Raw genomic sequence first — 25,597 nt, 5'->3', positions numbered from 1 at the left:
GAGGAACAATATACCTCTGATGATATATATGACTTAATAGCAAATAACATCATCTATATTGATTTGTACAACGATTTAATAACCGAACCAGAGAGTGTAAAGGTATATTTAAATAAAGAACAGCATAAGGGTTTTTCGATAATTGAAAAATCAAGTAGAAAAAGAATTTCACCTAAGATGATTGAAATAAAAAACGGGAACAGTATTTTATGGGGAGATAGTGCTTGGACTATCTTAAATTACTACAGTGGCAATAAAAAAGTGTTTTTATATTCAAAAAGTACAAATGAACATGCTGAATTACCAATCCACTTGTTTGAATCCTATATATCAGAAGGTTATATAAAGGCTGTGGAAAGTAATAACAATAAAAAAAGTAATAAATTAAACAAGATGATTGCAGAAGCTAGTGAAAAGGACTTAGAAGAGGCAAATAAGAAATATGAAATTGTTACAAAATATCTAAACGGAGAAAATGTTGATTTAAATGTTACTAGAAGAAGTCTCAGAAATTGGGTAAAAAAATACAATGATGCAGAAGAATTATATGGAAATGGTTTTGTCGGACTTCTTCCCAAAACAAAAAAAAAAGGAAATAAAAATTCGAAATTGCCACCGGAAACAGAAGAAATAATGAATGATGTAATTAATCAAAGTTATAAAAACATAAAGTCTAAAACAGCGAAACAAGTTTATCGAGAATTGTTAGTTAAATGTGAAGAACTTAATATTGATCCACCATCATACCAAACATTGTGTACCGCGATTAATAATCTATCTAAATATGAGGTAGAAGAATCTAGAAAAGGAAGACGAGCAGCATATAAGTTTGAGGAATTTTATACTGAATTAGAATTTACTACTCCAAAGCATGGGGAGCGTGTTTTCGAACTGGCGCATATTGATCATACTGAGCTGGATATTGAATTAAAACTTACTAGTCATAAGACCATGCGGCCGTGGCTTACCGTGATGATTGATGCCTTTTCTAGAAGGGTACTTGCCTTTTATTTAACATTTGAACCACCTTCATATCGCAGTTGTATGATGATTGTTAGAGAATGTGTAAAGAATTATAACCGACTTCCTAACTTCCTTGTTCTGGATGGGGGAAAAGAATTTCATAGTGTATATTTTGAGTCTTTACTGGCCTTTTATGGTGTTCACAAGAAGCAGAGACCTGCTGCAAAATCAAGATATGGAAATGATGTGGAAAGATTATTCGGAATAGCTAATAAACTGTTTATTCATAACCTTGCTGGAAACACGCAATTAACAAAAAATGTAAGACAAGTTACTAAATCAGTAAATCCGAAAAACCATGCAATTTGGACACTAGAAACTTTAAATGAATCCCTTGAGAACTGGTTTAATAGAGTTTATGACAATAAAATAAATCCATCACTTCATCAAAGTCCAAAAGAGGCATATGAAGAATCAATTAATGTTTCTGGAAGTCGTCCGAAAACCTATATTTCTTATGATGATACTTTTATTTTAATGACATTACCATCTCCAAAAGGGAAAACTAGAAAAGTACATCCGGGTAAAGGTATTAAATTATCATATTCATATTATTGGTGTGACCAATTCAGAAATCCAAAAATTGAAAATTTCCAAGTTGAAGTAAAATATGATCCTTTCAATATTGGAATTGCATATGCATATGTAGGAGATCAATGGGTAGAATGCCAATCTGAAGGTTACAAATATTTATATGGTAAAAGTGAAAAACAAATGAAAATTATTACAGAAGAAATCAGGCAAAAGAATAAATTATATTCACAAAACAATACAGTGACAGCAAAAATGATTGCACAATATATTATTGAATCTGAATTAAAAGAAGAGGAATTAGTATACGAAAATTTATCTTCAACTAATCCAGAATTAAAGGTTTATGGAAGCAACGATAGTTCAAATGATGAAAATGTGAATGACAGTAATTCTAATGAAACAGATGATATTTATGATGATGACGATCTTGAGATATTTGGGGAGTTGATATAGGTGACAAAAGGAAAAAGATTACTTGAACAATACCCTTCATCAAAATCTAAGAATAAACGAGAAGATTCATTAAATGGAATTACAAATGAGCAAAAGTATGGGCTTGGAAAGGAAAGAAGAACCTTATATAAATATGAGGGATTTTATAAAGAACTAGAATTTACTAATTTGAAACATGCTGAAGGTATTTTCGAATTAGTATACATTGACCATACTAAATTAGATATAGAAGTAGATATTGATGGTAGGCATTCTAAGCAACTTTGGTTAACACTAATGATTGATGATTATTCAAGAAGGGTTCTTGCTTTTTATCTAACCTTTGAAGAACCCTCTTACAATAGTTGTATGATGGTTATTAGGAAGTGTGTAAAAAAATATAACCGACTTCCAAAAACTTTAGTATTAGATGGTGGAAAGGAATTTAATAGTGTTGATTTTGAAGTTTTTCTTGAAACTTATGGAATTCATATGCAACAAAGACCACCTGCAAAGGCGGGGTCTAATAATGTGGTAGAAAGATTATTTGGATTAACAAATAAATGCCTTATCCATAACCTTATGGGAAACACAAGAAATGTACAGCAGGTTAATAATTCTGTGAACCCTAAAAACCATGTAGTATGGACACTTGAGACCTTAAATAAACGACTTGAAAATTGGATTAATTATGTATATGACAATTATATAAATCCATCACTTCAACAAAGTCCCAAAGAAGCATTTCTTAATTCTTTTGAGGTATCTGGACATCCGAATATCTATATTCCTTATGACGAAACATTTATTTTGATGACACTACCTTCTCCAAAAGGTAAAACTAGAAAAGTTCATCCAAGACGGGGGATTAAATTAAACTATTTATATTATTGGTGCAAACAATTTAACAATCCAATGCTTGAGTATACTAAGGTTGAGGTTAAATTTGATCCGCTCAATACTGGAATATTATATGCGTATGTTAATAATCAATGGATTCGATGCCAACTTAGTGTTACAAGTATTTAAATGGTAAGACGGAGAATGGACAAAATTATAAGCTGTAAGGCCTGACTTAAAGATTATTAATAATGAAGAAACACCTAATTAAATAAAGTAACTATGGGGGATTCAATTGTTCAGAGACCGTATATGATGATCGTGGGACTGAGAGGAGTTAGTTTAGGTGACAAAAAAACAAAGATTATTTGAAGAAGAGCTTTTAACAAAATCTAAGAAAGAACGAGAAAAATTTTTTAATGATTTTACTGTTAGTCATACAAAAATGAAACAAGTTTCAGATGAATTAAAAAATGAAATTTATAAAGGATCACAAAACATCATTATGGTTGTTGGCCCATCAGGAGTTGGGAAATCCAGACTTTTTTCTGCAACGACGTTATCTGTTCTTAAAGATATGAAAGAAGAAACTGAGAAAGATAGAAGCATTATCCCTATCTCTGGCATTGAGCTTCCAAATCCAGATTTAGGTAAGTTCAATTGGAAAGATTTCTATTATAGAGTTCTTTCATCATTAAAGGATCCATTAATTGACTATAAGATTGATGTTACTGATATTGAAAAGAAAAATAGGAAAAATAAGAAAAGTAACAGTAACAACCCCCTTAATGCAAATACTGCGCCAGAGCTACGTAGATCAATAGAGAGTGCATTTTTTAACAGGAAAACAAAAGCACTTCTAATTGATGAAGCACAGCACTTTTTTAAAATTAATTCAGAAAAAAGGGGTAGCAGTGAACAGAACCAGAGACAATTTAATTCTATTAAATCATTAGCAAACATGAGTACCACAAAAATTGTTTTATTTGGGACTTATGATTTAAATGCTGTTTTCAATTTAGATGGTCAGTTATCTAGAAGGGTTAAGGAAATTCACTTTCCGAGATATGATTATACCAATGCTGAAGATAGAAGGTACTTTCAAGCTTTATTATTGACCTTTCAGAAATTGTTACCTGTGGAGAAGGAACCTGATTTAAAGAAGTACTCGGAATATATATATGAGAATTCCATTGGGTGTGCGGGTATTTTAAAGAATTGGTTGCAAAGGTGTCTTTCAGATGCTATAGAAAAAGAAGAGAAAACTATTACCTATCAAAATTTGAAAAGAAATGCTTTACAAACAAAAAAGCTTTTAACACTAGCAAAAGAGGCAATTACTGGAGAGTACTATTTCAGTGATAATAAAAAAGACAAAAGTGAGCTTCAAACCTTGCTGGGAATTAAAAATGAGAAAGATAATGAAAAACCAAAAAGAAAAAATAATCCTAAGCCGGGAATTAGAAAACCAGAAAGGGATACTGTAGGATTGGCCTAAGCTTAGGGGATATAAAATATTAAAGAAAAATTGAGTGGGTATTTCCCGCTCAATTTTTTATTTCTTAGATTTGCTTGTTAACGTATTATCATACATCAGGAGGAATCAGTAATGAATTTATATTTAAGTAGTTTAACAGATGAACAAAGGATAGTAGATAATTTTTTATCCAGTAGAACAGATTTATATAATATTAAGCCGATTGGAATTGGCACACCTTATGTAGAAAGTCTATCAAGTTATATTTCTAGAATCGCGGAAAATCATAATTTAGCTGTATCACCATTGCTGAGTAAAGTAATTGCACCTATGCTAAATATAGATTATTTAAAAGATCAACTTAGACAAGGAATAATTAAGGATACCTCACATTTTATTAATGAGAATAGTCCCGTTACTTTAGAATATTGTAATGCATTGGAATTACTAACTAATAGAGATGATCTACGTAGTTTGACTATGTTAAATTGGCAGGGGATTTTTTCAAAAAAACTCTTTAGTAGATATAGGAAATGGTGTCCAATATGCTTAAATATAATGAAATCTAACTCTAAGATTATATATGAACCGCTAATTTGGTATATTTCTGATATAAAAAAATGCGAAGTACATGAAGTAGTACTGCACGACAAGTGTTCAAATTGTAAAAGAAATTTACCGTTTTTGCATAAGGATCTAAAGGTTGGATATTGTCAATATTGTGGATCGTGGTTAGGAGATAAATTGGTATTTAATAAAAAAAATTTAACCGAGGAAGATACATTTATTTACCAGAATTATAAGGAATTGCTTGCAAATTCATCAAAGCAATCAATTTACCCAACAAGAGTTTTTATTTCAAACTTTTTAAATAGATTAATGAAGAAATTAGATATTAAAAGTGTAGCAAAGTTGGCAAATATTTTAGAGTTAAATCCAGGAACAGTAAATTCATGGGTAAAAGGGAGAAGACAACCTTCAAGTGAAAGTCTTTTAAAAATTGCTCGAAAAATTGGGTTAACTATTTATGAGATGATTTATGACAATAATAAAAAGCTAGTGCTTGAAATAAAAAAAGATAGCTATCTTCATCAACAGAAGTCTATCTCAATAAGTGAAATTGAAGATAGGCTCAAGAAAGAGGTCAATTCAAAAGAGCCAAAAAGTCTAAATAAAATATCCAAAGAGTATGGCTTTTATGTACCGACTGCAAAAGGGAATTTTCCTATATTATGTGAAAAGATAACAGAAAACTATAATTCCTTTAGAGATCAACGAATAAGAAAAATAAGAATCGAAATTGAAGAAATGTTAATAGATTGTCTAAGTAAAGATACTCCTATAAGTTTAAATCAGTTTTCAAGAGATTATGGTATAGCTTTAATAACCGCAAAAAGAGTTGCCCCTAATTTATGTAAAAAGGTGGTTAAACGATATGAAGAGTATATTCATGAAATGAAAAGGAAGAGAGTTCAAATTATAAAAAGAGAAATTAAAGAAATTATAAATACATTACATCAAAAAGGAATTTATCCAAGTTCAAATAAGGTACAAGAGAATCTTGAAAATAAACATTTATTTAGAAAAGACTGGGTAAAACAGGCTTGGAAGGAGGCATTGGAAAGTTTAGGATATAATTGAATATTTAATTCTACAATTGTTATTCTAAAATTGAGTGTAAAAGGGTTCTGAAATTAAGTAAACCATATAGTTTCCTAAAATAGAAATGTAAAGCATATAATTTCCTAAAATAAAATTGTAAAGCATAAAGCTTCCTAAAAGTAGAAAAAAGAGGTTATTACTCGATTGTATTTGAATGGCAGTAGTCTTTTGGGTTAATAAGTCTTTTAAAAAGAGCTGAGATACCTTGTGGCTCTAGGGTTGGAAGTTATATGCTTTATTACTAGGAAATTATATGCTTTACGTCACAGTTTAAAATAAGACTTCAAGCTTGATTCGTACACTACAGAAAAAATAAAATGCTAAACTTATGATTCGTCCAATATAAAGTATGAAAATGAAACCATCATTCCTTACGAAATGATGGTTTCATTTATACCTTGCTTATTTTAAAATAGTTTTAAGATTAAAAATGTGTAAGCGCAATCAAAGAAGGGTGGCGGAAATCATGAATTTAGCAAAGATAAACACATCTATAACTACTATTTATCCGTTACATTGATGCTAATCTTCTGGGGCTGAAACAGAAGGAAAGACTGTTGATTCGCATGTAAGGAATGTAAGGGGAAAAATCTACTGGGGGAGGGTTTTCCAATCGATGACTATTTTATAACCGTTTGGGGTATTGGCTAATTGGCTATAAGTGGTACATAAATTTTACAGGGGGTATTGGTTATATAAAACAAAAATGCGCAAAGTCTGCACAATTTTGTGATACTTATTTTGTTTAATTAATACTAAAGGGGGGTATTGTATGTTATGATTGAGATAAGGAAAATGGAATAAGTTGCATAGAGTCTTCAAATACTACGAGACGGGGAGTGAAAATAGTGGAAAAGCAAGGTAATGGAAAAAACAAAGACCATCATGAACACAGTTCAACATGCAGATCATGAGAACCACAGCCACACTGCACATGATGATCACGGGCATCATGAACACGATCACGGTGGACACGGTGGTCATGCGGATCACCATGAATATATGATTGAGGATTTTAAGAAAAGACTCTGGGTATCCTTAGTTTTAGCAATACCGATAACCTATCTGTCACCGATGATTCAAATGCTACTCAACTACGAAGCAACCTTTACTGGGAACATGGTATTATTATTCCTCCTTTCAATCGTCTTCTTCTATGGAGGTAAACCGTTTTTAGTCGGAGCTTGGGATGAAATAAAAGAAAAAACACCCGGAATGATGCTGTTAATCTCCCTAGCGATTGTAACTGCCTACGTTTATAGTACATTAACTGCATTCTTTATTGCAGGAAGCGACTTTTACTTTGAGGTCGCTACGCTAATCGTTATTATGCTGTTAGGTCACTGGGTTGAAATGAGATCGGTCATGGGTGCTTCCAAGGCACTGGAAGAATTGATTAAACTGATGCCGAAAGAAGCACATAAGATTAGATTGATGCTTCCGGAAACATTATCGATGTATCTGTTGAAGAGTTACACCCTGGAGATGAGATTCTTGTGAAATCTGGAGAAAAAATACCGCTTGATGGAGAAATCTTTGAAGGAGAATCTACTGTCTACGAGTCCATGTTAACAGGTGAGTCTGTTCCAGTTGAAAAAGGTCTGGGAATGGATGCAATTGGTGGATCGGTTAATGGGGATGGCGTAATAAAAATCAGAGTAAATAAAACGGGAAACGATACGTATTTAGCTCAAGTCATCCAACTAGTAAGTGATGCAGAAAGTACGAAGTCAAGAGCACAAGGATTTGCAGATACTGCGGCAAAATGGTTGTTCTATGTAGCTGTAGTGTCGGGGATCATCACGCTTCTATATTGGGCTGTTACAAGTGACTTTGAATTTGCATTAGAACGAATGGTTACCGTTCTAATCATTGCTTGTCCGCACGCACTTGGCCTTGCAATGCCATTAGTTACTTCACGATCAACATCGATTGCTGCGCAGAAAGGTTTGTTAATTCGGAACCGGATTCCATTTGAAAGTGCTTGGAAATTGGATCGTGTCGTTTTCGATAAGACAGGTACACTTACGGAAGGAAACTTTGGTGTTACGGATATTCATCCAAGCAACAATGTTAGTGAAGAAGAATTATTGAAATTGGCCTATTCCGTTGAGACACAGTCCGACCATCCAATTGCTAAAGGGATTGTGAGGGAAGGGAAAGAACGCAATTTAGAGCTATACGACGTTACAAATTATAAAAACTTAACCGGTAAAGGATTGACTGCTGACGTGAATGGTTCGGAAATTGCAGCGATCAGCCCGGGAGCAATGCGGGAGAATCAAGTTGACTTTGATGAAAAAACATTCGATAAGTTAGCGCAACAAGGCAAAACAGTAATTTTTATATTAAAGGATAATGAATTACAAGGCATGATTGCATTAGCCGATATCATTCGGGAATCCTCTTATGACGTCATCAATGAACTGAATAATCGCGGCATTGAAACGGTGATGATGACTGGGGATAATAGCCGTGTTGCAAACTATGTCGGTGAACAACTCGGCATGTCAACGGTTATTGCAGAAGTACTTCCACATGAGAAGGCCAGTAATGTGAAACAATTAAAAGAGGATAATAATAAAGTTGCGATGATTGGTGATGGAATCAATGATGCACCCGCCTTGGCTGAAGCAGATTTGGGTATTGCAATAGGAACGGGTACAGACGTTGCTATCGAAACGGCAGATGTTGTTTTAGTAAACAGTAACCCGGTTGATATCCTGAATATTGTAAAGCTCTCCAAAGCAAGCTATAGAAAAATGATCCAGAACCTGGGATGGGCATCGGGGTATAACATAGTAGCAATTCCACTAGCAGCAGGTGTATTAATCAATTTTGGTATTCTTGTGACGCCGGCCATTGGAGCTGCCGTCATGTCATTAAGTACGATAATTGTTGCAATTAATGCTCAATTATTGAAGATTGATTAATGAAGGGAGGGCAAAGCAGTAAATGTTTTGCCCCATTTTCTTATTGTTGAAAAGTACGTTAGGGGATAGATTTTTCCTCCCTGTACTTACCACTTCTCGCGTTACTGTATCATACTGCAAAGAATCTAATATACCAAATAGAGCCATTCGCAAAATAATGTTTATGGCTCTTTTATTATGGGCAATATGAACAATAGGCGGAAAAACCTTGTGAATGATTATATAAATTGTTAATATATTGTTATCGTTAATTTAAGCTGGGACAAGTGCTCTGACCCCCTGTCCCGGTTTTCGAAGAGGATGAAACTTTAATATGGGTGGAAAACAAAAACAATTCTCAAGTGTATTTACTTATGCATCTATCATTGTTGGGATATTAGTGCTTTTGGGTGCTGTATTCCCTGAGCAATTTGGAAATATTGCTGGTGCTGTTGCTTCATGGATTTCAGACACGTTTGGCTGGTATTATATGACCGTTTTTACGGTAATTTTATTCTTTTGTATATTTTTAGGTATTAGCCCGATCGGCAAACTAAAACTTGGGAAGCCACATGATGAACCAGAGTTCCATACGGTATCTTGGCTTACCATGTTGTTTAGTGCAGGGATGGGGATTGGACTTGTCTTTTACGGCGCATCTGAGCCACTCTCCCATTTTCTCGCACCACCTAGTGCTGAACCCGAAACAACGGCTGCTTTGGCAGAATCAATGAAATCGGTTCTTCTGCATTATGGATTTCATCCGTGGGCGGTTTACGGCATTGTTGCACTTGGATTAGCTTATGCACAGTTTAGAAAAGGTGAGGTTGGTTTAATATCTAAAACGTTGCGTCCAGTCTTAGGAGATAGGGTAGATGGTCCAATTGGAACGATGGTTGATGTGCTAACCGTATTCGTAACCATTATTGGAGTAGCTGTTTCTTTAGGATTAGGGGCGATGCAAATTAATGGTGGGCTGAACTATCTCTTTGGTTTACCATACAATCAGCTGGTTCAAGGTATCATCATTGCCGTTGTAACTGTATTATTCATCTATAGTGCATGGAGCGGAATCAGTAAAGGGATTCAATATTTAAGTAATTTAAATATGATCTTAGCTGCTCTCTTACTTATTGCTTTCTTAATTCTTGGGCCTACGTTATTTATTCTTAATATGATGACCTCTACGACTGGCGCTTATCTTGATTCATTAATATTTAACAGTTTGGACGTTGCACCATTAGATCCACAAAAACGAGAATGGATGCATTCATGGACGATCTATTACTGGGGCTGGTGGATGAGTTGGAGTCCATTTGTAGGTATATTTATTGCAAGGATTTCCCGTGGCAGGTCGATCCGGGAATTTGTATTGGCGGTACTCCTCGTTCCAACTTTGGTAAGTATCCTTTGGTTCAGCGCGTTTGGTCTGACTGGTATTGATGTAGCGCAATCTGCACCGCAGATATTTGACATGCCACCGGAGACTCAGTTGTTTGGAGTTTTAAATGAACTGCCTTTAAGCCTCCTTTTATCAATTCTTACGGTTATACTTATAGCATCGTTCTTCATTACTTCTGCAGATTCTGCCATATTCGTTCTAGGTATGCAGACAGCCTTTGGAACGTTAAGTCCTGCAGGATTTATAAAAGTGATATGGGGACTAGCATTGTCGGCAATCGCTTTTATATTGCTGCTAGCCGGTGGAGAAACGGGATTAAATGCATTACAATCTGCAGCAATCATCTCCGCACTGCCATTTAGTGTCGTCGTTATATTAATGACGATATCACTTTATAAAGATGCCAATCAGGAGAGGAAATACTTGGGGCTAACCATTACCCCAGATAAAAAACGCTGGAGAGAATATATAAACAAAGCAAAAAACGAACAAGATAAATAAAAAGTTGGGGCATAGGGATTGGAAGCAGTCCCTGTGTCCCTGCTTTGTAAATGAATGCTGGAGAAGCATAGGGTCGGCAGAAGAACATATTATTCAATGGTTTTTGCAAAAGTATGGGCGCCCTTTTGTACACGCATTAACGGTCTGTAATACCCCCAGTTCTAAACATGAGGGAAGCTCGGTATGTAAAGGTGGGGGATAAAACAGTCCGTAAATCCCTGATTCGGTTCAACTAACATTCAGTCGGGTTGGTAAGGAAACCTCCGCTGAATGAAGTTTCACTTTATCCAAAGTTGCCATAGGCAAAATTAGTTGTTGACATCAAACTACAAAAGGAATATAATAAAATTAAGTTATTATATCGGATGGTCAAATTATATAAAAAAAGCAAGTTTACTTTTTTTTACCCATTTGTTGCGTGCGGGAAACTTTTGTTTCCATGGCTAAGTCGATGGATATATCGGAGGGAAAATATATGGCTAATAAAATCTCTGTAAAAAATATAAGTGTATCTTATGTAGATAAAGAAGTTGTGAAGAATATTAGTTTTACTTTTGATGGAGGAAGCCTAATTGGAATATTGGGACCAAATGGTGCAGGCAAGTCAACACTAGTAAAAGCAATGCTTGGATTAGTTCCGACTCAATCTGGCGAGATTGAAATTGATGGACAGCCAATTCATAAACAGAGAAAGAAAATTGCATACGTTCCGCAACGTTCGAATATCGATTGGGATTTTCCAATTATTGTAAAAGATACAGTGCTATTAGGGACGTACCCGAAATTAGGATTGTTTCACAGACCTAAAAAGACGGATAAAGAATGGGCAATGGCTTGTTTGGAAAAAGTCGGAATGCAGGATTATGCCAAAAGTCAGATTGGTGAATTATCTGGCGGTCAGCAACAACGTGTGTTTTTAGCACGTGCATTAGCACAGAATGCTGATTTCTTATTTCTAGATGAACCATTTGTCGGGATTGACGTTGCGAGTGAAGAAATCATCATCAATATCCTAAAAGGTTTAAAAAATGAAGGGAAAACGATATTTGTCGTCCATCATGATTTAGCAAAAGTAAAAGATTATTTTAATGAGATTATTATCATCAACAAAGAGTTGTATGGTGCAGGATCTGTAACAGCTGTCTTTAAAGAGGAGATAATGAAAAAAGCTTATCAAACGAAATTTCAGACGGCTGGTGGATTGGAGGTTGGAGTGTAAGTGCAGTTCATCCAAGATTTACTAAACTACGAGTTCTTACAAAAAGCATTTGTCACTTCGATTGTAGTAGGAATAATCTGCGGGATTGTAGGAAGTTTCATTATCCTCCGCGGCATGGCTTTAATGGGAGATGCTATTTCCCATGCCATTTTACCCGGGGTTGCGATTTCTTATATGCTTGGGATTAATTATTTTTACGGAGCTGTCGCGATAGGTATATTAGCAGCATTTGGTATAGGATTCATCGATCAACACAGTCGGATTAAAACTGATTCATCGATAGGGATCGTTTTTTCCGCTGCGTTTGCACTGGGAATTGTATTAATAACAGCAGCCCAAAGTGCTACGGATTTAACACAGATACTATTTGGGAATGTATTATCTGTTCGGAGCACCGATATGTGGATGACGATAATTGTTGGTATCATCGTTATCGCAGCAGTCCTGCTGTTTTTTAAAGAATTACTCGTTTCGAGTTTTGATCTGACGATGGCACAGGCTTATGGATTGAAGACACGGATCATCCATTACGGTATTATGATATTACTAACCCTAGTCACGGTTGCTTCCTTACAAACAGTTGGAGTGATTCTTGTCGTAGCAATGTTGATTACTCCGGCATCAACAGCTTATTTACTTACAAATCGATTATCGTTCATGGTTATTCTTGCAGCATTTTTTGGAGCATTAGCTTCTGTGATTGGGTTATATATAAGCTTCCTGCATAATATGCCGTCAGGGCCTATTATCGCTTTAGCGGCGACAGGAATATTCGTCCTAGCATTTTTATTCGCCCCAAAGCAAGGCCTTATCTGGCGTATGTTGAAGACAATGAGGAGCAGGACTGCAAAAAGTTAAAAACTAATATTGTAAAGTTGCACACTATTCGAGCCAAAAACGGATGATCTATCGCAAATCAGAACAGATATTTTCATGTTATTTCAGCTGAATTCAAGTGTAACGTACAAATTCACTACAATTATACGTTTGTGGCTTGGTATGAAGCCTCTGCGGGCATGGAATGTTGTGAAAGAGGAAACCGGTTAAACCCCGATTTCACAAGGCGTAAAGCCCTCCGATGCCCGCCTCTCCATGTAAAGCCGTGTCACGGACTTTTGTTGGCATTTACCAAACTGGAAACTGTGCTAATGTGAAGGGAGAATATGTGAAAAAATGAAACAGACAAGAAAAAAGGTATTAGGATTAATCCTAACAAGTGTGCTTCTATTTGCATTAGCAGCTTGCGGAAGTGAAGAAGAAAATGGGGCAGGTGATTCGGAAGGAAACACCGATAAACCATTACAGGTTGTTACATCTTTTACGATTATTGAGGATATAGCGAAGGAAATTGGTGGAGATAACGTGGAAGTGCACAACTTGGTCCCAACAGGAACTGATCCTCATGAGTATGAGCCGCTTCCTGAGGATATTAAGAAGGCTTCAGATGCGGATATCCTATTCTATAATGGAATGAATTTAGAAGGCGGCAGTGATGGATGGTTTATGAAAATGATTGATTCGGTTAATCAGGATGAAGATAAAGTCTTTAGTTTAACCGAGCGAGTTGAACCGATGTATGTCGGTAAAGATCAAGAAGGTGTGGAAGAGGAAGTCAACCCACATACCTTTATCGATCCCGTTGTAGGCATCTACATGGCTGAAGATATGAGGGATGCATTAATCGAAATCGATCCCGACAACACGGAAGAATATAGCGAACGGGCGGAAGCGTATCTCGAAGTGTTGAAAGAAATCGATAAAAAATATGAGGAAAAAATAAATGAAATACCAGAAGAAAAACGTATTCTTGTGACAAGCGAACAAGCCTTCCAATATATGACAAACCGTTATGGGTTAGAAGAAGCTTATATTTGGGCTGTAGATACGGAGGAAAACGGGACTCCGCAACAAATCACATCACTTGTAGATTATCTCAAAGAAAATGATGTTCGTACTCTATTTGTCGAGTCGAATGTGGACACGCGGCCAATGGAAACCGTATCAAATGAAACGGGAATTCCAATTTATGAAAAGCCTATTTATTCAGATGAAATCGGCGAGAAAGGCAGCGAAGCGGATACGTATGTTAAATATTTGGAATATAATATTGAGGTAATCTCGGATGGATTAAGGGAGTAAAGAACAAAAGATGAATAAACCCCAGTTAGTAGAGAAGGAAGCTGCTGACTGGGGTTTTTGTATATTGACTACGAATCAATCTTGCTAAATCAGTTTGAAGTTGAAGCTTGAAAAATGATTTAAAAAAGTAAAAGCTTAAAGAGTTGACTTTTTACCCGGTGGGGTATATGATGAATCATGAATTGATTTTCCGCTAAGCTAAATCAGCGGGAAATGAATGAAAGACATCTTCGAAACGTCGTTATAAAAAACGACTATTTTATTACCATTAAATATACCTACGTGGGTATAATGTGGATGTCTGCATTATTATTTTAAAAAATAATACCAAGGGGGGTAAATGTATGATTAAAGCAGATCATCATTTGGATGCAAAGGGACTTGCTTGTCCGATGCCGGTTGTAAAAACTAAAAAAGCAATAAATGATCTGGAAGAAGGAGTTATTTTGGAAGTTCAGGCAACAGATAAAGGATCAAAAGCAGATTTGACTGCTTGGGCAAGTTCTGTTGGGCATCAATATTTAGGAACAGTGGAAGAAGGTGATGTACTTTACCATTACATCCGCAAAGGTTCGGATGAGCCAAAAGTGGAAAAAGCATTCGAACGGATTATTTCCTTTGAGGAATTAGAATCACGTGACGGTTTGATTTTAGATGTGCGTGAAGGAGCGGAATATGCGTTTGGTCATATAGGGGGTGCTAAGTCCATTCCGCTAGGAGAACTAGAATCCCGCATGAAGGAATTGGATAAAGATGAAGAGATTTATGTGGTTTGCCGTACCGGTAACCGCTCTGATTTAGCGGCACAGCTTTTAGCTGACAATGGTTTTACAAAAGTGTATAACGTTCTTCCAGGTATGAATGGATGGAACGGGAAAATAACAAAAGAATTTTAGGAGGAATGTATGATGTCAGAAAAGGTAGCGATCATTGCAGCAAACGGTGGATTGTTTGATGCGTACAAAGTATTTAATATTGCAACAGCGGCAGCAGCTTCAGAAAAAGAGGTCCAAATCTTTTTCACATTTGAAGGGTTAAACTTAATTCATAAGCAAGGAATGCACCATTTAGAAATGCCAGCTGGGAAAGAACATTTTGCTGAAGGATTCGAAAAAGCAAACACTCCTACAATCCCAGAGCTAGTGGAAATGGCGCAGGAGCTTGGTGTTAAATTTATTGCTTGCCAAATGACAATGGACGTCATGGGACTTACAAAAGAAGATTTCGTAAATGGAATCGAAGTTGGCGGGGCTGTAACATTCATTGAATTCGCTAAAAATGCTGCACCGACATTAACGTTCTAAATTGAAAAATTTCATGCAGTGGAGAATTTCTCCACTGCAAAAAAATCACAAAATAATACCCAGGGGGGTTACGAAAGAGATGACAGTACAAAAGTGGACAGCAGCAAAAGTTGCTAGAAAAGTTATTGATAATGAAGAGCTTTTTATTTTGGATGTACGTAATGAAGATGCGTTCCAAGATTGGAAAATTGAAGGTCATAAATTCGAATATTTAAATGTTCCATACTTTGAATTGTTAGATGGTGTGGAAGAGATTCTACCACAACTTCCAACTGACAAAGAAGTTTTAGTTGTTTGTGCGAAAGAAGGGTCTTCAGTGATGGTTGCCGAAATGTTAGCGGAAGAGGGCCGTGAAGCAGCTTATCTTGAAGGTGGAATGAGATCTTGGAGCAGCTATTTAGAACCTGTAAAAGTAGCAAACTTGGATAATGGTGGTGAGCTGTACCAGTTTGTCCGACTAGGGAAAGGTTGCCTCTCTTACATGGTAATCTCTGAAGGAGAAGCAGCGATTGTTGACGCAGTGCGCTTCACCGATGATTTTATAAACTTTGCAAAAGATAAGGGTGCAAAAATCAAACACGTATTTGATACACATTTACACGCAGACCATATTTCAGGTGGACGGCATATTGCAGCTGAAACAGGCGCAACTTATTATTTACCACCAAAAGATGCGGCGGAAGTAGTATTTGATTATACAGCTCTTACCGATGGTTTAAATGTTAAAGTTGGTGCATCCCAAATTGACGTTAGTGCACTATACACACCTGGTCATACGATTGGTTCAACTTCTTTCATCATTGATGATCAGTTTTTATTGACAGGAGATATTTTATTTATCGACTCTATTGGACGTCCGGATTTAGCCGGACTAGCGGAAGATTGGGTAGGGGATTTACGTGAAACATTATATTCTCGTTACCGCGAGCTTGCTGAAGAGTTAGTGGTATTACCTGCACATTTTATGATCATCGATGAGTTAAATGAAAATGGTACCGTAGCAAGACGCTTAGGAGAGTTATTTAAAGAAAACCATGGCTTAAATATCGAAGACGAAGAAGAGTTCCGCCGGACTGTGACAGATAACTTACCACCACAACCAAATTCACATGAGCGAATTCGTCAAGTGAATATGGGTAAAATCATCCCTGACAATGACGAACAAACCGAAATGGAAATTGGTCCAAATCGTTGTGCGGTTCGGTAAGAATTTATGAAGATATTGGTTTCAAACTATCTTAAATAATAAAGGAGAAATACAAAATGAATATTACGAAAACATTAGATGCGAAAGGTCTTGCTTGTCCAATGCCTGTCGTTCGAACAAAAAAAGCTATAGATACGATTAACTCTGGTGAAATACTTGAAGTGCTTGCAACAGACAAAGGTGCGTTAAGTGATATTACAGCTTGGGCAAAATCCGGTGGGCACACTTTACTAGAGCAGAAAACAGAAGATGATATTCTCTATTTCTATATTCAAAAAGCGTAATGAAAACCAAATAGCGAGTAGAATCCTTACTCGCTTTTCTAGTTTAGGAAAGAAGGTTGCTCCATGGATTTAACGTTTATCATCGTTGTATTTGCAATCGGATTTATTGGATCATTTTTATCCGGAATGTTAGGGGTCGGCGGTTCTATCATTAAATATCCGATGCTTTTGTACATTCCTCCGTTATTTGGTTTAGTTGCCTTCACCGCGCATGAGGTGTCGGGGATAAGTGCCGTACAGGTGCTGTTCGCATCTATCGCCGGAGTATGGGCATACCGTAAAGATGGTTATCTAAATAAGCAGCTCATCATCTATATGGGAGGAGCTATCTTAATCGGTAGTTTAATCGGTAGTTATGGTTCCGTCTTTTTATCAGGACAAACAGTAAATATCGTGTACGGTGTTTTAGCAATTATTGCCGCTGTGATGATGTTTATACCGAAGAAGCAAGTAGACGATATGCCACTTGATGAGGTGACTTTTAATAAACCATTAGCAGTTATACTGGCTTTAATAGTTGGAATAGCATCCGGTATCGTTGGCGCTGCAGGTGGATTCCTGCTAGTACCTATTTTGTTGACAGTGTTGCATATACCGACGCGAATGACAATAGCAACAAGTTTAGCTGTTACTTTTATATCTTCTATCGGAGGCAGTGTTGGTAAACTTGTTACCGGTCAAGTAGATTATTGGCCAGCATTAATTATGATTGTCGCAAGTCTCTTAGCTGCACCCCTCGGAGCAAAAGCCGGCAAGAAAATGAATACTCGAATTTTACAAGTTATTTTGGCGGTTATGATCGCAGGTACTGCAATAAAGATTTGGATTGATATTTTAATCTAATAAATACAAAAATGACTAAGGCTTTAAATAAAAATACGTTTAAATAGCAGTATACCCAAATGGGCATGCGACGTTAAATTTTTTAGGAGGTAATTTTAAATGAAAGAAATTACAGCAAAGGAATTAGAAAGAAAACGAGATGCAGGTGAAAAGTTAAATATCATCGACGTAAGGGAAGATGAAGAAGTGGAGATGGGAATCATTCCGGGAGCAAAACATATTCCACTAGGACAAATACCAGAGCGTCTAAATGAATTGAATAAAAATGAGCATTACTATATGGTCTGTCGTTCCGGTGGCAGGAGTGGAAGCGCATGTGATTTCCTAATCCAGAACGGCTACAATGTAACAAATATGGTTGGAGGCATGCTTGATTGGGAAGGAGAAGTGGAGTAATAAAATGAGCTTGATTCAGTGGATTATATTAATTGTTATTGTTGCATTTTTCGGAGTTCGCTTTATGCCGGTAAAAGGTATTATGAATATAAGTGTTCAAGAAGCTAAGAATAAATTCAAGGATCATAATGTGCAATTCATTGATGTCCGTACACCTGGTGAATATAAAGCAAATCACCGCAAACCGTTTCAAAATATTCCGCTCTCTAATCTAGCTAGTGAAGCAGGTTCGTTAGATAAGGAAAAAGAAGTAGTCGTTATCTGTCAAAGCGGAATGAGGAGTGCAAAAGCAGCAAAAATCCTTAAGAAAAAAGGGTTTCAAAAAATATCTAATGTTAAAGGTGGCATGGGTGCTTGGATTTAAAAAAGGAAGACTCTTTATAGGAAATTGCTGCTGATATTAATAATAGATTAATCGGTTGTATTGATAAGAGCAGGTAGTAATGTAAAGAGAAGAAAATGTATTGAAGCAACTTAAAAAATGGAGGTTTTATAATGGAAGCTAATATTACGGTGTATACAACAACACAATGTCCTTATTGCAAAATGATTAAAGAATTTTTAAATGAAAAAGAAATTCCTTTCAAGGAAGTGAATGTTGAGAACGATCCAACTATGATGCAAAAGGTTGTTGAACAAACGGGACAAATGGGAGTTCCTCAAACAGAAATCAATGGTAAATGGGTCCTTGGGTTTGACCCGGAGAGAATCCTAGATGCGATTGAACAATAAAGTGAAACTTAAGTATATAAGAAAATACCTGTAGTGAAAACACTCTTTTTCAAGTGTCTTAACTACATTTTAGCAATACTTCCTTTTTTGTATGCGTAGGCGCATGAATCACTCATGTGCCTACTTTGTTTACTCTTAATGATGGACGTGTCCACCCTTTTTCGGATTCGTAATCGTAAATCCTGGATGGTCGCCGACATAGAAATATTGAATGAAAATACCATCGAGAAAATCTTCACGGCTATCAAGTAAAATATCGATTTCCTTATCTGTTTTCACGATTTCATCATGTTCTTTTGGTGTGTCAAGGCTGATGCCATAATGAGCATGATTACCGTGCATTTCTGTAATGTATACACGAATCATTTTACCTTCCGCTTCCTCCGTTGCAAGAATCTTATTTAATTCCTTCGCTGCATTACGATTAATTTTACATTTCATAGAAAAATCTCCAATCTTTAAAGTTGTTTTTTTATTATCTCATGAAAATTGAGTGGATGTCATTGTTTTTGATAATAGCGATGGATAAAGATTCTTAAGCTTTTTTCAGTTATACTTTAGTTATTTTATTCTCTGAGAAAAAGTAGGTAATCGCAATCGAAGTAGCGCCTAATGCGGTTGATAAATTATCAAGGGTCGAAAAACGAATTTCAGTATTTTGATGATGATAGACGGATAATCGTTCTTCAAGGATCCGGTCAATTGGATTAATGAGCCAATTCTTAAACCGAGCCATCCGATTACCAATAATAATGGCGTCTGGATTAAATGTATTAATGATATTGGTGATACCGACTCCTGTATATTCCCCCAATATATTTAATAACTGTAATACTTCTCCGTTACCTTTCTGTGCCTCTTCAAATAGATAGTCCAATTCAAATTCCACATCAACATCTTCATTTAAAACGTTGTGTTGTTTTGCCATATTTATAAATGCACTTTCAGAAGCATATAATTCCCAGCATCCGCGGTTACCACAAGAGCATCTTCTTCCGGACGAATCAATCGTAAAATGCCCCATTTCTCCGGAAATTCCTGAAGATCCTTTATACAGTTGATTATTGATAACAATTCCTGTACCGATTCCTATTCCAATACTAATGTAGATTTGATTTGGAAGGTTCTGTCCTGCGCCGTGCAACTGCTCGCCATAAGCCCCTGCATTTGCTTCGTTTTCTATAAAAGTTGGAATGGAAAAGCGCTCTTCAATTATTCTTTTTAAATCAACATCTTTCCATTTCAAGTTTGGGGCAAATTGTATTTTTTCGTCAGGATCTATTTGGCCAGGTGCACCGACTCCTATTCCGATAACCCCATACTGACTTTCGGGAGTGTTACGAATCAGTTTTTCAATAACGGAAAAAATATTTTCTGTCACATTGTCAACTCTTAGTGAGTGTAACCCAATCGTTGTTTGTTCGATGATATTTCCGCTTAAATCAGTTAGAACTCCCAAAACATAATTAACACCTAAATCAATTCCAATCGAGTACCCTGCAGTGTGATTGAAATAAAGCATGACAGGCTTTCTGCCACCACTGGACTTTCCAGCACCAATTTCTTGAACAAAGGATTCTTTTATCAGTTCAGCAACCATCGTTGAAACCGTCGCTTTGTTCAATCCAGTTTCCTTTGCTACCTGTGCTCGGGAAATAGGCCCTCTATTTTTGATCGTTTGAAAAACAATCGATTTATTAATTTTCTTTACAAGACTTTGATCTCCGGTTCGTAGTAACTTCATTCATTATTCTCCTTAATTATCAGAGTCAATTTCATAATTGCTCTTTTTAAAAATACAAAGACGTACAGAATTTCTAATTTGTATTTTTAAAAACAGAAATCATGCAGTTTGTGATTGATTTAATTGTACATTAATCCGATCTGCAGCGAGTTTTGATGCGTTATAAATAAGTGTGACCATGTCAAAGTGGACTTTTGCACGTTCTCCGGTTCGATAACGAACATTGTCCAACTGAAACCATTCTTTAAGATAGGCGTTCACGCGTTCTACAGCGGTACGTCGTTTGTAAATGTTTTTCCATACCACTGAACCGCGGGCTGGAGCTGTGTATTTCCGAAGGTCTGTCGTTATTTTCACTTTATAAACTTTTTGACAGATCCCTTCATTCGCCAAAGGACAGTCACTACATTCTTTTGGATTCGTGAATTTTAATGTTTCATATTTGGCATCAAAGCTATCGTAACGATAAGAATGCTCACGAAAACAGGTGGGGGCAAAGTGTTTGTCGTAACCTAGTAGTTCCCCTTCATTTCGTCTGTTGTATGCAATCACAGATTGTTGGCCCATTCGATGGACTTGCTCGTAAATCGGTTCAAAGTCATAGCCTGCATCCGCCGTCTGATGACGTAAATTCAATTGAGGAAAGCGTTCCTGAACGCCTTTAAGTAACGGAATGGCAGCCTTCCCATCATTTAGATTGCCTGATGAAAAGAGTGAATCCAAAATATATTGACTGGATGTGCCAACGATTAAGTGAGCTTTGTAGCCAAACCAAAAAACATTTTTTCCTTCCGAGTTCTTCTTTACGCCCCATTTTGGGTCTATGGGAACTTCGGAACGCAGCTCAGCTAAAGGAACATCTAATTGTGCTTCTATTTTCTTTTCATATAAAGGCATATTTGCTTCCTTTTCAGCCTGATCTTTTAGCCACTGTTCACGCTCTTCTTTTGTTTTGCGCCCACGCTTTTTCGGTTCGGGCTTTGGTTTTTCTTCTTTCAGCGGTGCTTGATCACGAGCTTCAAAATGAGTGGCATCAATGGCAACTGTATCGTCTGTGATAAAGCCTTCTTCAATAGCTTGAAGCACAACTTTTTCTTTTTGTTTCTCCAGTATGTCGCACTCCAGTAATTTCGTCACAAGCCGAGAGTAAGAAGCTTCTGAGGGAATAGAGTCAGATACAAGGAATCCGCAATTCAATTTAAAAGCAATATCTTCCTGAAGCCGTTTAACTAGATCTTTAATAGTTGGGATTCGTTCTACATATCTCACAAAACAGGAAATAATCATGGCAGCATAATTGAGCTCTTCAGGTGCGCCAAGACGTGATTTTTTCGTTACGGCACGGTGAATTGCATCCAAATCTATCGTAGAAATAATTTCTTCATATTTTTGGGTAGGTTCCATGTCATATAATTCCTGGATGCCAAATAGGCTTGGTTGTCGTATAATGGTCATAAGAAGCACTCCCTTAGTCTTTTTATGGTTTTGTTGGTATTACCATTATACATGATTTGGGGAGGTGCTTCTTTTTTCGTCTCTTGAACTTGTTGGGAGACAAGGGTTAGGAATTATGAAATTCATTCATCAATATAAACAATATAACATATTATTATATCTTCTAAATCATTTTTTAAAGAAAGTTTAATCATTATACTAAGATTTATTAAATTGTATATTTAACTATAACATAATCACGTATAAGTGCTTTAATTAATAAATTTTCATTTGACAACGATTTCACATAGTGATAATCTTAGTTTATAGGTTAAACAAAGATGCGAATTATTTCTATGCATCTTACAAAATTTGAGAGGAGATTATCATAATGACTTACTTTGCAAACGTTGACAAAATTAAATTTGAAGGGCCGACTTCGAAAAATCCTTTAGCCTTTAAGTTCTATAACCCGGAAGAAAAAATTGGTGACAAAACAATGGAAGAAATCCTACGTTTTGGTGTAGCTTACTGGCATACATTTACGGAAGATCTGTCCGACCCATTTGGAGTAGGGACTGCTCTCCGCCCCTGGGATAAATATACCGGGATGGATTTAGCGAAGGCACGAGTAGAAGCAGCATTTGAATTCTTTGAAAAGCTGAATGTACCATATTTCTGTTTCCATGATATCGATATTGCGCCGGAAGGAAGTAATTTACGAGAATCTAATAAAAATTTAGATACGATCGTTGAAATGATTAAAGATTATATGAAAGATAGCAAAACAAAACTGCTTTGGAATACAGTGAATAATTTTACGCATCCACGCTTCGTACATGGTGCGGCATCAAGTAATAATGCGGACGTATTTGCCTACGCTGCAGCTAAGGTTAAAAAAGGATTAGAAGTTGGTAAAGAATTAGGTGCTGAAAACTACGTGTTCTGGGGAGGCCGCGAAGGATACGAAACATTACTGAATACAGATATGAAATTGGAGTTAGACAACCTTGGCCGTTTCTTCCATATGGCTGTCGATTATGCAAAAGAGATTGATTTCGATGCTCAATTCTTAATTGAACCAAAGCCAAAAGAGCCGACTACCCATCAATATGATTTTGATGTAGCAAGTGGTTATGCATTCTTGCAGCGCTATGGTCTTGAAAATGAATTTAAATTTAATATAGAAGCAAACCATGCAACACTAGCTGGTCACTCGTTCGAACATGAATTACATTATGCAAGAATCAATAATGTCCTAGGTTCTGTTGATGCGAACCAAGGTCATCCACTATTAGGCTGGGATACGGATGAATTCCCGACCGATCTATACTCTACAACGCTAGCGATGTACGAAATTTTGAAAAATGGTGGCTTAGGACGAGGGGGATTGAATTTTGATGCGAAAGTGCGTCGAGGTTCCTTTGAACCGGAAGATTTATTCCATGCTCACATAACAGGAATGGATAGCTTTGCAGTTGGACTAAAAGTTGCTCAGAAGTTATTAGATGATAAAGTGCTTGAAAATATTGTGGAAGACCGTTACAGCAGTTTTACAGAAGGAATCGGAAAAGATATTGTAGACGGTAAAACAGACTTCCATAAATTAGAAGAACATGCATTAGGTTTAACGGAAATTAAAAATAAATCTGGCCGTGAAGAGCAAATTAAAACAACGATCAACCAGTATCTATTAACAGCATATGCGGAAAAGTAGGGCATAGCTGAATGATAAATGAGGTGGTATTCCTATGAAATACGTTATTGGAGTTGATTTAGGAACAAGTGCAGTGAAAATCCTCCTCGTTAACCAACTGGGGGATGTTGTTCAAGAAGTTTCAAAATCCTTTTCCCTAATTCAAGAAAAGACAGGGTACAGTGAGCAAAATCCAGATGATTGGGTGCGTCAGACAGTCCGAGGGCTGTCTGATCTCCTAAAGGATTTTGCAGGTGATCCAAAAGATATTGAAGGAATTAGTTTTTCCGGGCAAATGCATGGGCTTGTTTTGTTAGATCAAAATAATGAAGTATTACGCCCCGCGATTCTTTGGAATGATACTCGTACCACGGCAGAGTGCAAAGAGATTTATGAGAAGGTTGGGAAAGACCGTTTATTAAGCATTACAAAAAACCTTGCTTTGGAAGGGTTTACTTTACCTAAGATTTTATGGGTGAGAAAACATGAACCAGAAATTTTTGATCAGGTAGCTACGTTTGTTTTGCCGAAAGATTATGTCAGGTACAAGCTCACAGGTAAGCTGCAAATGGAATATTCCGATGCTGCAGGTACACTTTTATTAAATGTTTCTGAGAAAAACTGGAGTGAGGAAATCTGTAATTTGTTAGGTATTGATCGTAAAATTTGTCCTCCATTAGTAGCATCTCATGAAGAGGTTGGAGCAATTTCTAAAGAATATGCTGAGCGCACGGGCCTTGCTGCATCTACACGTATTTTCGCAGGCGGAGCTGACAATGCTTGTGGGGCAATCGGCGCCGGTATCCTAGAAGAAGGAAAAACAATGGTCAGTGTCGGAACCTCCGGGGTTGTCTTAACCTACGAAGCAAGTGGTGATAAGGATTTTGCGGGGAAAGTTCATTACTTTAATCATGCAGCACCGAATGCTTTTTATACCATGGGAGTTACACTTGCGGCAGGTCACAGTTTAACTTGGTTTAAAGATACATTTGCCAAGGATGTAGATTTTGATGAATTATTAAAAGATGTAAAACATGTGCTGCCGGGATCGAATGGCCTATTATTTACCCCATACATTTCGGGAGAGCGGACACCTCATGTTGATGCAAATATAAGAGGAAGTTTTATTGGAATGGACAGTTCCCATGAGCGAAAACATTTTGCCCGTGCCGTAATGGAAGGAATTACTTTCTCGTTAAACGAATCGGTGGAAATTTTCCGTGAAAATGGGAGAGAAATTAATCGGGTTATTTCTATTGGTGGCGGAACGAAGAATGAAGATTGGTTGCAAATGCAAGCGGATGTGTTCGATGCTGAAGTTGTGAAACTGGAGAGTGAACAAGGGCCTGGTCTTGGCGCTGCTATGCTTGCTGCTGTAGGGTGTGGTTGGTTTGATTCTCTGAAGAATTGTGCTGAACAGTTTTTAAAAGAAGATAAAATTTATTATCCAATTGAAAAGAATGTGAAGAAATATAAATTGTTATACAAGCTTTATCAGGAAGTATATGCAGCGACAAAATCATTGAATCAAAAGTTGGTACAGATGAGAAATTAGATGGGGACATTTTTCACAGACGGGTAAGTACTCTTGATATTGAACTTAGGGTCGGAAAGGGTAGGTAAGGGGTTAGGGCTACATTGGAATTCTCTGCTCTTCATACTGTAACTTGTTTTCAATGTCTTCAAATTCTACTTATATATTCATATTGACATCGCTTTCAAGGGGGTGTATTCTTGGTTTAACCGTTAAACAAAGAGGATTTTATACGTGGTTGATTCAATTAACTCGAATCATGATATCAAAAAACAAGGAGGA

The 25,597-nt window shown here is 36.5% G+C and carries 21 protein-coding genes and 1 pseudogene; 19 read left to right on the top strand and 3 right to left on the bottom strand.

From position 1 onward, the window contains the following. From SPD53_RS14270 to SPD53_RS14185, 17 genes and pseudogenes are all read left to right on the top strand, one after another. A partial coding sequence (locus SPD53_RS14270; RefSeq protein WP_336252973.1) for a Mu transposase C-terminal domain-containing protein occupies positions 1–2,010 on the top strand: 2,010 nt, incomplete at its 5' end. After that, entirely contained in the window at positions 2,011–3,018 is a 1,008-nt protein-coding gene (locus SPD53_RS14265) for an integrase catalytic domain-containing protein (RefSeq protein WP_226371210.1), read from the top strand. Between the two features lie 157 nt (positions 3,019–3,175). Continuing rightward, a complete protein-coding gene (locus SPD53_RS14260) occupies positions 3,176–4,327 on the top strand; it encodes a TniB family NTP-binding protein (protein ID WP_336252972.1) in 1,152 nt (383 codons plus the stop codon). Positions 4,328–4,438: 111 nt separating this feature from the next. Then, positions 4,439–5,947: a TniQ family protein gene (locus tag SPD53_RS14255; RefSeq protein ID WP_336252971.1), complete on the top strand. Its 1,509-nt coding sequence runs from the start codon at positions 4,439–4,441 to the stop codon at positions 5,945–5,947. Positions 5,948–6,816: 869 nt separating this feature from the next. Continuing rightward, a pseudogene (locus SPD53_RS14245) lies at positions 6,817–8,901 on the top strand (copper-translocating P-type ATPase). A gap of 313 nt (positions 8,902–9,214) precedes the next feature. Continuing rightward, positions 9,215–10,783 (top strand): BCCT family transporter, encoded by a 1,569-nt coding sequence (locus tag SPD53_RS14240; RefSeq protein ID WP_156855756.1) that lies wholly within the window; start codon positions 9,215–9,217, stop codon positions 10,781–10,783. Positions 10,784–11,258: 475 nt separating this feature from the next. After that, positions 11,259–12,002, top strand: a complete 744-nt coding sequence (locus tag SPD53_RS14235; RefSeq protein ID WP_156855757.1) for a metal ABC transporter ATP-binding protein — start codon at positions 11,259–11,261, stop codon at positions 12,000–12,002. Beyond that, on the top strand, positions 12,003–12,860 hold the full coding sequence (locus SPD53_RS14230; RefSeq protein ID WP_336252968.1) for a metal ABC transporter permease: 858 nt from the start codon (positions 12,003–12,005) through the stop codon (positions 12,858–12,860). Positions 12,861–13,175: 315 nt separating this feature from the next. Further along, positions 13,176–14,141 carry a metal ABC transporter solute-binding protein, Zn/Mn family gene (locus SPD53_RS14225; protein ID WP_336252967.1) on the top strand — a complete coding sequence of 322 codons (966 nt, stop codon included), beginning with the start codon at positions 13,176–13,178 and terminating at the stop codon, positions 14,139–14,141. A 344-nt stretch (positions 14,142–14,485) separates the two neighbouring features. Continuing rightward, positions 14,486–15,037 carry a sulfurtransferase TusA family protein gene (locus tag SPD53_RS14220; protein WP_188858962.1) on the top strand — a complete coding sequence of 184 codons (552 nt, stop codon included), beginning with the start codon at positions 14,486–14,488 and terminating at the stop codon, positions 15,035–15,037. A gap of 12 nt (positions 15,038–15,049) precedes the next feature. Further along, a complete protein-coding gene (locus SPD53_RS14215) occupies positions 15,050–15,445 on the top strand; it encodes a DsrE/DsrF/DrsH-like family protein (protein ID WP_156855827.1) in 396 nt (131 codons plus the stop codon). Between the two features lie 79 nt (positions 15,446–15,524). Further along, the gene (locus SPD53_RS14210; protein WP_336252966.1) at positions 15,525–16,652 is read left to right on the top strand and encodes an MBL fold metallo-hydrolase; all 1,128 of its coding nucleotides are present in this window, start codon (positions 15,525–15,527) and stop codon (positions 16,650–16,652) included. Positions 16,653–16,708: 56 nt separating this feature from the next. Continuing rightward, positions 16,709–16,936: a sulfurtransferase TusA family protein gene (locus SPD53_RS14205; RefSeq protein ID WP_156855762.1), complete on the top strand. Its 228-nt coding sequence runs from the start codon at positions 16,709–16,711 to the stop codon at positions 16,934–16,936. Positions 16,937–16,999: 63 nt separating this feature from the next. Next, positions 17,000–17,779, top strand: coding sequence for a sulfite exporter TauE/SafE family protein (locus SPD53_RS14200; protein ID WP_336252965.1), 780 nt, complete (start codon positions 17,000–17,002; stop codon positions 17,777–17,779). A 99-nt stretch (positions 17,780–17,878) separates the two neighbouring features. Beyond that, positions 17,879–18,175 (top strand): rhodanese-like domain-containing protein, encoded by a 297-nt coding sequence (locus tag SPD53_RS14195; RefSeq protein WP_156855764.1) that lies wholly within the window; start codon positions 17,879–17,881, stop codon positions 18,173–18,175. Positions 18,176–18,179: 4 nt separating this feature from the next. Then, positions 18,180–18,539, top strand: coding sequence for a rhodanese-like domain-containing protein (locus SPD53_RS14190; protein WP_156855765.1), 360 nt, complete (start codon positions 18,180–18,182; stop codon positions 18,537–18,539). 131 nt (positions 18,540–18,670) lie between these two features. Then, the gene (locus SPD53_RS14185; protein WP_156855766.1) at positions 18,671–18,907 is read left to right on the top strand and encodes a glutaredoxin family protein; all 237 of its coding nucleotides are present in this window, start codon (positions 18,671–18,673) and stop codon (positions 18,905–18,907) included. A gap of 135 nt (positions 18,908–19,042) precedes the next feature. Here SPD53_RS14185 and SPD53_RS14180 read toward each other — a convergent pair whose 3' ends face one another. The 3 genes from SPD53_RS14180 to SPD53_RS14170 form a co-directional block, all read right to left on the bottom strand. Further along, on the bottom strand, positions 19,043–19,348 hold the full coding sequence (locus SPD53_RS14180) for an iron-sulfur cluster assembly accessory protein (RefSeq protein ID WP_156855767.1): 306 nt from the start codon (positions 19,346–19,348) through the stop codon (positions 19,043–19,045). A 109-nt stretch (positions 19,349–19,457) separates the two neighbouring features. Further along, positions 19,458–20,651 carry an ROK family transcriptional regulator gene (locus tag SPD53_RS14175; RefSeq protein WP_336252964.1) on the bottom strand — a complete coding sequence of 398 codons (1,194 nt, stop codon included), beginning with the start codon at positions 20,649–20,651 and terminating at the stop codon, positions 19,458–19,460. Positions 20,652–20,750: 99 nt separating this feature from the next. Continuing rightward, complete coding sequence (locus SPD53_RS14170; RefSeq protein WP_336252963.1) at positions 20,751–22,106, bottom strand: IS1182 family transposase; 1,356 nt, start codon at positions 22,104–22,106, stop codon at positions 20,751–20,753. Between the two features lie 370 nt (positions 22,107–22,476). Here SPD53_RS14170 and xylA point away from each other — a divergent pair, with 370 nt between their 5' ends. Both xylA and xylB read left to right on the top strand, forming a co-directional pair. Continuing rightward, positions 22,477–23,802 (top strand): xylose isomerase, encoded by a 1,326-nt coding sequence (gene xylA, locus SPD53_RS14165; protein WP_336252962.1) that lies wholly within the window; start codon positions 22,477–22,479, stop codon positions 23,800–23,802. A 34-nt stretch (positions 23,803–23,836) separates the two neighbouring features. Beyond that, positions 23,837–25,336, top strand: a complete 1,500-nt coding sequence (gene xylB / locus SPD53_RS14160; protein WP_336252961.1) for a xylulokinase — start codon at positions 23,837–23,839, stop codon at positions 25,334–25,336. Positions 25,337–25,597: the final 261 nt, after the last annotated feature.

The sequence above is a fragment of the Oceanobacillus sp. MO10714A genome, from assembly GCF_037072045.1.
GTDB classification, from domain to species: domain Bacteria; phylum Bacillota; class Bacilli; order Bacillales; family Amphibacillaceae; genus Oceanobacillus; species Oceanobacillus indicireducens.
Note: the sequence above shows the minus strand (reverse complement) of the source record. Positions and strands in the feature narration are given on the sequence as shown.

What these genes read in the sequence shown, in the direction of transcription:
- SPD53_RS14220 (WP_188858962.1), top strand. Translation starts at nt 14,486, where the DNA reads ATGATTAAAGCAGATCATCATTTGGATGCAAAGGGACTTGCTTGTCCG.
- SPD53_RS14210 (WP_336252966.1), top strand. Translation starts at nt 15,525, where the DNA reads ATGACAGTACAAAAGTGGACAGCAGCAAAAGTTGCTAGAAAAGTTATT.
- SPD53_RS14200 (WP_336252965.1), top strand. Translation starts at nt 17,000, where the DNA reads ATGGATTTAACGTTTATCATCGTTGTATTTGCAATCGGATTTATTGGA.
- SPD53_RS14255 (WP_336252971.1), top strand. Translation starts at nt 4,439, where the DNA reads ATGAATTTATATTTAAGTAGTTTAACAGATGAACAAAGGATAGTAGAT.
- xylB (WP_336252961.1), top strand. Translation starts at nt 23,837, where the DNA reads ATGAAATACGTTATTGGAGTTGATTTAGGAACAAGTGCAGTGAAAATC.
- SPD53_RS14205 (WP_156855762.1), top strand. Translation starts at nt 16,709, where the DNA reads ATGAATATTACGAAAACATTAGATGCGAAAGGTCTTGCTTGTCCAATG.
- SPD53_RS14195 (WP_156855764.1), top strand. Translation starts at nt 17,879, where the DNA reads ATGAAAGAAATTACAGCAAAGGAATTAGAAAGAAAACGAGATGCAGGT.
- SPD53_RS14190 (WP_156855765.1), top strand. Translation starts at nt 18,180, where the DNA reads ATGAGCTTGATTCAGTGGATTATATTAATTGTTATTGTTGCATTTTTC.
- SPD53_RS14215 (WP_156855827.1), top strand. Translation starts at nt 15,050, where the DNA reads ATGTCAGAAAAGGTAGCGATCATTGCAGCAAACGGTGGATTGTTTGAT.
- SPD53_RS14180 (WP_156855767.1), bottom strand. Translation starts at nt 19,348, where the DNA reads ATGAAATGTAAAATTAATCGTAATGCAGCGAAGGAATTAAATAAGATT.
- SPD53_RS14235 (WP_156855757.1), top strand. Translation starts at nt 11,259, where the DNA reads ATGGCTAATAAAATCTCTGTAAAAAATATAAGTGTATCTTATGTAGAT.
- xylA (WP_336252962.1), top strand. Translation starts at nt 22,477, where the DNA reads ATGACTTACTTTGCAAACGTTGACAAAATTAAATTTGAAGGGCCGACT.
- SPD53_RS14170 (WP_336252963.1), bottom strand. Translation starts at nt 22,106, where the DNA reads ATGACCATTATACGACAACCAAGCCTATTTGGCATCCAGGAATTATAT.
- SPD53_RS14175 (WP_336252964.1), bottom strand. Translation starts at nt 20,651, where the DNA reads ATGAAGTTACTACGAACCGGAGATCAAAGTCTTGTAAAGAAAATTAAT.
- SPD53_RS14185 (WP_156855766.1), top strand. Translation starts at nt 18,671, where the DNA reads ATGGAAGCTAATATTACGGTGTATACAACAACACAATGTCCTTATTGC.
- SPD53_RS14240 (WP_156855756.1), top strand. Translation starts at nt 9,215, where the DNA reads ATGGGTGGAAAACAAAAACAATTCTCAAGTGTATTTACTTATGCATCT.
- SPD53_RS14225 (WP_336252967.1), top strand. Translation starts at nt 13,176, where the DNA reads ATGAAACAGACAAGAAAAAAGGTATTAGGATTAATCCTAACAAGTGTG.